The organism is Streptomyces spongiae (assembly GCF_009377185.1).
Classification (GTDB): domain Bacteria; phylum Actinomycetota; class Actinomycetes; order Streptomycetales; family Streptomycetaceae; genus Streptomyces; species Streptomyces spongiae.
In genome coordinates this window covers 1-8308 of sequence record NZ_VJZC01000449.1, presented here as the reverse complement: position 1 = coordinate 8308, position 8308 = coordinate 1, and the positions used below count along the sequence as shown (strand labels likewise).

At 72.4% G+C, this 8308-nt stretch carries 6 protein-coding genes; 3 read left to right on the top strand and 3 right to left on the bottom strand.

The genetic code is table 11. From position 1 onward, the window contains the following. Positions 1-27 precede the first annotated feature (27 nt). Genes FNH08_RS37730 through FNH08_RS37720 form a run of 3 tightly spaced genes read right to left on the bottom strand, consistent with a single transcriptional unit; the run spans position 28 to position 3294 of the window. Positions 28-978 (bottom strand): HpcH/HpaI aldolase/citrate lyase family protein, encoded by a 951-nt coding sequence (locus FNH08_RS37730; protein WP_322726137.1) that lies wholly within the window; start codon positions 976-978, stop codon positions 28-30. A gap of 34 nt (positions 979-1012) precedes the next feature. After that, the gene (locus FNH08_RS37725) at positions 1013-2236 is read right to left on the bottom strand and encodes a CaiB/BaiF CoA transferase family protein (RefSeq protein WP_152776039.1); all 1224 of its coding nucleotides are present in this window, start codon (positions 2234-2236) and stop codon (positions 1013-1015) included. 56 nt (positions 2237-2292) lie between these two features. Beyond that, the gene (locus tag FNH08_RS37720; RefSeq protein WP_152776038.1) at positions 2293-3294 is read right to left on the bottom strand and encodes a LysR family transcriptional regulator; all 1002 of its coding nucleotides are present in this window, start codon (positions 3292-3294) and stop codon (positions 2293-2295) included. 164 nt (positions 3295-3458) lie between these two features. On the opposite strand from FNH08_RS37720, the gene FNH08_RS37715 reads away from it, so the two are divergent. The 3 genes from FNH08_RS37715 (at position 3459) to FNH08_RS37705 (ending at position 8177) form a co-directional block, all read left to right on the top strand. Continuing rightward, positions 3459-4778, top strand: coding sequence for a CitMHS family transporter (locus tag FNH08_RS37715; protein ID WP_152776037.1), 1320 nt, complete (start codon positions 3459-3461; stop codon positions 4776-4778). Positions 4779-4792: 14 nt separating this feature from the next. Next, positions 4793-6886 (top strand): 3-hydroxybutyrate oligomer hydrolase family protein, encoded by a 2094-nt coding sequence (locus FNH08_RS37710; RefSeq protein ID WP_152776036.1) that lies wholly within the window; start codon positions 4793-4795, stop codon positions 6884-6886. A 283-nt stretch (positions 6887-7169) separates the two neighbouring features. Further along, complete coding sequence (locus FNH08_RS37705) at positions 7170-8177, top strand: substrate-binding domain-containing protein (protein WP_152776035.1); 1008 nt, start codon at positions 7170-7172, stop codon at positions 8175-8177. Positions 8178-8308: the final 131 nt, after the last annotated feature.

Sequence of the window (8308 nt, the reverse complement as noted above, 5' to 3'; positions counted from 1 at the left end):
AGTCAATCGGGGCTGGCCGGGGCCGGGCTACCGTGCCCAACCGCCGGAGGCACCCCGGTCGCGGGCGAGCACGGCCCGCGACGTCGCAGCCATCGCCTCGTCGACCATGCGACCCTCGAAACGGACCGCCCCCGCCCCCTCCGCGGCGCCCGCCACCACCGCCGCGACCAGCCGCTCATGGCGGGCGAGTTCGTCCTCACCCGGGGAGAACACGTCGTTGACGACGGCGACATGCGAAGGATGGATCACCATCATCCCCTCATAACCCATCGCACGGTTCTGCTCCGCGAATCGACGCAGACCCGTCAGATCGGCCACGTCGGCCCACACACCGGACACCGGGTGCGCTGAACCGGCGGCGCGGGCATCGAGGAGGACGCGAGCCCGCAGCTCATGGGTCTCCGCGCCCTCAGCGCTCCACCGGTAGCCGACGGCACGCTCGACGTCACCCCCCGGCGCGGTCAACGCGCCAAGGTGGGCCACCCGGGCGACGGCCCGGCCGATGTCGTACGCCTCCCGCAGTCCACGTGCCGTCTCCAGGAGCGGGACGAGCGCGAAGTACCCCTCGGGCAGGCCGTGTTCGTGCTCGCACCAGGACAGGAGACGGTCGGCGAGACGGACGTCGGCGACGCTGGACACCTTGGGCAGCACGATGCCGTACAGGCCGGGGCGGGCCACCGCCCGCAGTTCGTCGACGCTCGCCCAACCGGCTGTCGTGTTCAGTGGGTTGACCCGGACGAGCAGCCGCATCCCGCCGGAGGAGGCCGGGGACACCGCCTCTACCGCCGATGCCACCTCCGCCCGCGCCGCCGCCTTCGCCTCGTCCGGTACCGCGTCCTCCAGGTCCAGGACCACCGCGTCGGCGCCCGCCGCCTCGGCCTTGGGGAGCCAGTCCGTACGGTTGCCGGGGACGAAGAGCAGCGAGCGCAGCGGGACCCGGGCGAGCCCACGGACGTCTGACGCCCCCTCAGCCGTCACCTCGGGCCTCTCACTTCCCCCACCAGGCAGCCCCTCAGATGACACCCGACTCCTCCAACTTCGCCCGCCGGTCGTCGTCGATGCCGAGCCAATCGCCGTACACGAGGTCGTTGTCCGCGCCGAGCGCCGGGCCGGTGCGCCACACCGCGCCGGGCGCCTGCCGGAAGTGCGGGATCACGGCCTGCATGCGCACGGCGCCGAGATCGGGGTCGTCGACGGTGATGATGTCCTCGCGTTCGGCGTACACGGGGTCGGCGGCGATGTCCGCGGCGGAGAAGACGCGGGAGGCCACCACCTCGGCACGCTCGAACTCCGCGAGGCACTCCTCGGCGGAACGCCCGGCGATCCACACGCGCAGCCCTTCGTCGAGCCTTGCCCGCCCCGCGTGTTGCTGCTCGGTCGTCGCGAACTCCTCCTCCGGCAGGCCCAGCAGCCGGGCCACGTTGCGCACCGAGCGCAGGGTCGCCGAGGTGACGGTGAGCCAGTCGCCGTCGCGGCTGCGGTAGGTGTTGATGACGGCGGCCGGAGCCACGGCCAGCTGGTTGCCCGCGCGCACCGGAGCCTCGCCGAGCTGGTCGTGAGCGATCACCTGCCACTCCACCAGCCGGAACAGCGGCTCGAAGAGCGCCAGGTCGATCCACTCGCCGTCGAACTCCGGGTCGGTGGCGCGGCGGTGGAGGGCGGCCAGGATCGCGTACGCGCCCATCAGGCCGGTCACGGCATCCCCGTGCGAGAAGCCGGTGTGCACGGGCGGTCCGTCGGGGAAACCGGTCAGGTGCACCACCCCGCTGCGGGCCTCGCCCATCTTGCCGAAACCGGGCGCGTCCGCCCGCGAAGAGGTGGCGCCGAAGCCGGAGATCTGCAGCAGCACGGCCTTCGGGTTGAGCGTGTGGACCGCCTCCCAGTCGAGGCCCCACGCGCGCAGCCGCCCGGCCCGCAGGGTCACGATGACCACGTCGGCCCAGACGACCAGCTCGCGGGCGACCTCGCGGCCCTCCTCGTGGTGCAGGTCGAGCGTCACCGACCGCTTGTTGCGGCCCGCGACCTTGAACCAGAGGGGGACCCCGTCCCGCTTCGGCCCCATCGCCCGGGCCGCGTCCCCCGCGCCGGGCGGCTCCACGTGCACCACGTCCGCGCCCTGGTCGGCGAGCATCGCCCCGGCGAGCGGTCCGGCCACGACATGGGCGAACTCCACCACCTTCAGGCCCGTCAACTGTCCCTGCCGCGCGCTGCCGCGGTCGTCGTTGCGGTCGTCCATGCGGTTCAGGCTGCGGGGTGGGTCGTATGCGAGTCCAGCAAGGAACGGGGATCAATTCATGCGGATACCGCATCGGTCGGCGGCGGGAACGTCCTCGCACGGCCGGAGGGAGGAGGCGTCGGAGGCGCCCCCTCCTCCCACGACACCCCCTCCGGCAGCTCGTACCCCGACGCCCGGAACTCGTCCAGCTGCTCCAGGAAGGCGCGTGCCCCGGGCGGCAGGCTCCGCCGCACCGGCAGGACCACGTACAGCTGCCGCTCGACCACGGGGTCCACCAGCGGGCGCCGTACCCACTTGCCGGGCGCCACCAGCGGGTGCACGAGCGCGGGCATGGCGGAGACGCCGAGCCCGGCGGCGACCAGGCCGCCGACCGTGGCCACGCTGCCCGCCTCGGCCGCGGGCCGCGCCTCGACGCCCGCCTGGGCGAACGCCGCGTCGGTGATGCGGCGCACGCTGGAGTCCGTACCCACCGCCAGGAACGGCTCACCGCCCAGCTCCTGCCAGGTCACCTCGTCCCGCTCGGCCAGTGGATGCCCTTCGGGCAGCACCGCGTCGAAGCGGTCGCGGACCAGCGGCCGGAGTTCGATGCCGGGGGTGCGGGGGCGGGCCACCGTCGTCACCGCGAAGTCGGCGTCCCCGTCCACCACCCGTTCCAGTACGGAGCGTTCCAGCCCGTCCAGGATGCGTACCGTCACCTCCGGGCGGCGGTCCCGGAAGGCCGATATCACCGGGGGCAGCAGTACGGCGGCGGGGGAGGGCAGCGTGGCCAGCGCCACCGTGCCGCGCTCGCCCGCCACGTACCGGCCGAGTTGGGCGAGCCCGGCACGATGGGTCGCGAGGATCTGGTCGGCCACGCGCAGCGCCTCCGCGCCCGCGGGAGTGAGCTGTACGTTGCGGGTGTCGCGCTCCAGCAGCCGCATGCCGAGCGTGCGTTCCAGGTCGGCCACCGCCCGGCTCAGCGACGACTGGGACACGTGCATCTCGGCGGCGGCCGCGGTGAAGCTCACGGCCCGGGCCACGGCGGCGTAGGCGGCGAGCTGGCGCAGGGTGACGTCCATGGCCGGAGCGTAGGCGCGTCGACCGCCGCAGGGAACTGATGCGCTAAACGCATGGACAGATCTGTGTTCAATGCTGGACGCGGATCTTTCACCGCTCCGAAACTCGTCGGCAACACCGGCCGGACTCGGCAACAGCGGCCGGACGACGAGGAAGTGGGCGGATCATGCTGGCGGCACTGGGGTTCTGCACCATCGGCGGTTTCCTGCTCCTGACCATGACGAAACGGGTGTCGGTCCTGGTGGCGCTGGTGCTGCTGCCGGTGGTGGCGGCCCTCGTCAGCGGGCACGCCGGCGAGATCGGGCCGATGGCGCTGGAGGGACTGACCCAGGTCGCCCCCACCGGCATCATGATCGCGTTCGCGGTCCTCTACTTCAGCCTGATGATCGACGCCGGGCTCTTCGAACCCCTGATCCGCGCCATCCTCAAGGCGGCCAAAGGGGATCCGGTGCGCATCGCCGTCGGCACGGCCGTGCTCACCATCTGCGTCGCGCTCGACGGGGACGGCGCCTCGACGTTCCTGATCACCGTCTCGGCCCTGCTGCCCGTCTACCGGCGCCTCGGCATGAGCCGCCTGGTGCTCGCCGGGATCGTCTGCCTCGGTGCCGGCCTGATGAACCTGGTGCCCTGGGGCGGACCGACGGCACGCGCGGCCGCCGCCCTGAAGCTCGACACGTCCGACATCATCACGCCCCTGCTGCCCGCCCTGGGCGTGGGCATCGCCTGGGTACTCCTCGCCGCGTACCTGATCGGCCGCCGGGAGCGCCGTCGGCTCGGCGGCCTGGAGCCCGCGGAGCGTGCCGAGGCCCAGGAGCGGGAGCCGGTGGGTGACGGCCCCGGGACCCCGCGAGTCGCAGCGAGCCCGCACCCGGCACTGATGGCCTTCAACCTGCTGCTGACCCTCACCCTGCTGGTCCTGCTGGTTCTCGAAACCATGCCGCTGCCCGTGCTGTTCGTGCTCGCCTTCGTCATCGCGCTGCTCGTCAACCACCCGCGCTGGGAGGACCAGCAGGCCCTGCTGGAGAAGCACAGCAGGAGCGTCGTCCTCGTCACCGCCATGATCTTCGCGGCCGGCGTGTTCACCGGCATCCTCAGCGGCACCGGGATGATCGGCGAGATGGCCGAGGCGATGGTCGGCGTCATCCCCGACGGACTCGGCGGGCACCTCCCGGTCCTCGTCGCTGTCACCAGCATGCCGCTCAGCCTCGTCTTCACCCCCGACGCCTACTACTTCGGCATCCTGCCCGTGCTCGCCGGAACCGCCGGCGCCTTCGGCACCGACAGCGCCGAGATCGCCCGAGCCGCCGTCCTCGGCCAGATGACCACCGGCTTCCCGCTCAGCCCGCTCACCGCGGCCACGTTCATCCTCGTCGGCATGACCGGCGTACAACTCGGCGAACACCAGCGCTTCATCTTCCGCTGGGCGTTCGGCACGACGCTCGTGATGACGGCGGCGGCACTCGCCACGGGTGCGCTGCCGCTGTGAGGAGGACCCCACCCATGCCCCGCCGACTCCCGCTACTGCTCGCCTGCGCGCTGGCCACCGCCGCCGCTCCGATCGGCACCACCTCGTCGGCCACAGCCGCACAGACTGTCCAACTACCCTCCTACATAACGGACTTGGACTCCGTACGCTACGACGGCCGCACCGACGACCTGCTCACCGGCGGTCTCGGCTTCGCCGGCCTCCGCGACACGACACCCCCCGGCTTCGCCGATCCCGACAACCCGACGCCCGCCGAACTGCGCCGCCGCGCCCTGTGGAGCTCCGCCGGACTGTGGGCGGGGGACGGCGGCGGCCTCGGGCGCCTGTACGGAGCGAACGTCGACCGCGGGCGGCCCGTGCCCGGGGACGGCAAGGTGGCGGGCACCGAGTACCGCGCGGTGGCGGGCCGCGGCGCGCGCAGCGTGAGCTTCGTCGTCCAGGTGCCGGACGACTTCGACCGGGCCCGCCCGTGCGTGGTCGCCGCGCCCGCGTCCGGGCTGGGCGGCGCGTACAACATGGCCGGTACGGCCGGGGCGTGGGCCCTGCACCGGCGCTGCGCGGTCGCGTACACCGACAAGGGCATGGGACCCGCCTTCGACGACCTGCGCTCCGGGACCGTGATGGCGTACGACGGCACGACCGGGCCCCGCGCCAGTGTCGGCGACCGCGCCGCCTTCGACGCGGGTCTCAGCGCGGAGGAGCGGGCCCGGTTCGACGCCGAGCGCCCCTACCGGGTGGCCTACAAGATGGCGCACAGCGGCACCGATCCGCAGGCCGGCTGGGGCCGTGACGTGCTGCGGTCCGTGGAACTGACGCTCGCCCTGCTGAACCGCGACCACCGCCGCGGAGCGCCGGGCGAGGGCTACACCCCGGCCACCACCACCGTTCTCGCCACCGGGGTCTCCAACGGCGGTGGCGCCGCGGTCGCCGCGGGCGAGGACGACCGGTACGGCCTCGTCGACGCGGTCGTCGCCTCCGAACCCCAGATGAACCTCGCCCCGCTGAAGGGCGTCGACGTGCGCGAGGGCGACCGGCGCGTACCGGCCGTGGGTCTGCCCCTGCTCCAGTACAACTCCGTCGCCTCACTGCTCCAGCCGTGCGCGGCCCTCACCGAGCCGACCGCTCCCGGATACGCGAACCTGGACCAGGCCGCCGCGCGGCGCCGCTGCACCGCGCTGGTCGGCGACGACCCCCGCCTGATCACGCGCCGCGACGCGGCCCGGGCGGGCCAGGACGGGCTGCCCCGGCTCGCCCAGGAGGCACTCGTCCGTATCGGTTTTCCAGCGCGATCGTCCTACCTACAGGTGGCCCATTACGATCCGCAGACCCCTGTCTCGTACGCCATGAGCTTCGCCCGCGCCTCGGTCACCGACTCTCTGTGCGGCTACGGATGGGCCCGCACCGACTCCTCGGGCCGTCCCGTCCCGTACAGCAGGGTGGAACTCGCCGCCGCCTTCGCCACCAGCCCGGGCCGCGCCCCCGCGCCCGGCGTGCTGATCGACGAGAACTCGCCGGGCGGGCCCGTCGCCGACGCCCAGTCCCGCGGCCCGGACGGCAGGCACGACTACAACCTGCGCGGCGAGCGCTGTGTCCTCCGGCTGGCCTTCCCGCGTGCGAACGCCCCGGGCGAGGAGCGGGCGTGGGCGCGCCGGGTCGCCGAAGGCCTCGACGCCACCCGCCGCACGGGCGACCTGCACGGCAAGCCCACGCTGATCGTCCACGGCCGCGACGACACCCGCGTCCCCGTCAACCACAGCTCACGCCCGTACCTCGGCCTCAACTCCCGCGCCGGACAGGGCCATGGCACCGTGAGCTACGTGGAGGTCACCCACGCCCACCACGCCGACTCGACCGCGCCCGGGTACGACAACCGGTACGTCCCCCTCGGTTTCTACTACCAGCAGGCCCTGGACCTGATGTGGCAACGGCTGCGCGACGGCACGCCCCTGCCACCCAGCCAGGTCGTGCGCACCACACCCCGGGGCGGAGAGCCCGGCCGTGCTCCGGCCCTGACCGCGGCCAACGTGCCGCCCGTCGCTGCCACTCCGGCCGCCGGGGACCGGATCCGGGTGAGCGGCGGCACGGTACGGATTCCGGACGGGGAGTGAGGACGAGGCCATCCCGGACCGCGTCGGACGCGGCGGCGTGAGCCATCCGCGCCGGGAATGTCATGGAAGGCGAAAGTGGCACGTGCCAGGGGGAATTACGGGAGGCCAGGGCGGCTGGCCGGGGTGCGTCGTCTGAGTTGATTGCTCACTTGACTACCGGGCGTCACACACGATTGGCTCACCGCCAGCGAAAGTCTCAAAGCCGACGCGTGTCACTCTTGCCGCGTGTCGGCTCAGCCCTTCCTGCCTTCCGCACGGCCGCACAGCGAGGTGCCGCACCCTCATGAACACGTCCCCCCCACCCCACGGTTCTTCCAGATCTCTCCACACCACGGCCCTGGCGTCCGCCGTGGCCGTCGTCGGCCTCCTCTCGGCCGGCTGCTCCGGCTTCGGCGGGTCGGACTCCGGCGCCGACGACACGGGCACCAGCCGCATCAAGGTCGCGATGATCACCCACGGGGCCGAGGGAGACGAGTTCTGGGAGCGGGTGAGGAGGGGCGCGGAGGCCGCGGCCGCCAAGGACAACATCGAGCTGACGTACGCGAGTGACGCCGACCCGGCGGGGCAGGCCGGGCTGGTGCGCGACGCGGTCGGCGACCGGGTCGACGGCATAGCGGTCACCCTCGCCAGGCCGGACGCCATGAAGGCCGCCGTCACCAAGGCCAAGGCGGCCGGCATACCCGTGGTCGGCCTCAACTCCGGCATCACCGCCTGGCAGTCGCACGGCCTGCTGGAGTACTTCGGCCAGGACGAGAGCGTCGCCGGCCGCGCCCTCGGCGACAAGCTGGACGACCTGAAGGCCAGGCACGCCCTGTGCGTCGTCCACGAGCGCGGCAACGTCGCCCTGGAGGCGCGTTGTGCGGGAATGAGGAAGACTTTCGGCGGCCAGACCGAGAACCTCTACGTCGACGGCACGAACATGGACACGTTGACCTCCGTCGTCGCCGACAAGCTCAGGCAGGACCCCGGCATCGACGAGGTCGTCCTCAACGGCGCCCAGTTCGCCCTGGCAGCCGTCGACTCGGTGAAGGAGTCCGGCAGCAAGGCGAAGATCGCCACGTTCGACCTCAACAAGGACATCGTGAAGGCCGTCCAGGACGGAAAGGTGCAGTTCGCGGTGGACCAGCAGCCCTATCTGCAGGGCTATCTCGCGGTCGACGCGATCTGGCTCCACAAGTCGAACGGCAACATCAGCGGCGGCGGCGAGGCCCCGGTGCTCACCGGTCCCGCTTTCGTCACGAAGCAGAACGTCGAGAAGATCGCGAAGTTCGCCGAGAACGGGACCCGTTGATCCTGTTCGGCCAGGTAACAGGGTCGCCAAGGTTGGGTCCCTCACGATGCGTACGATCACTTGTACGGATAGCATCCTGGCCATCCCCTGTGAGTAACCGGACACGCGGTCACCCCCCGCACTTGTCCCCC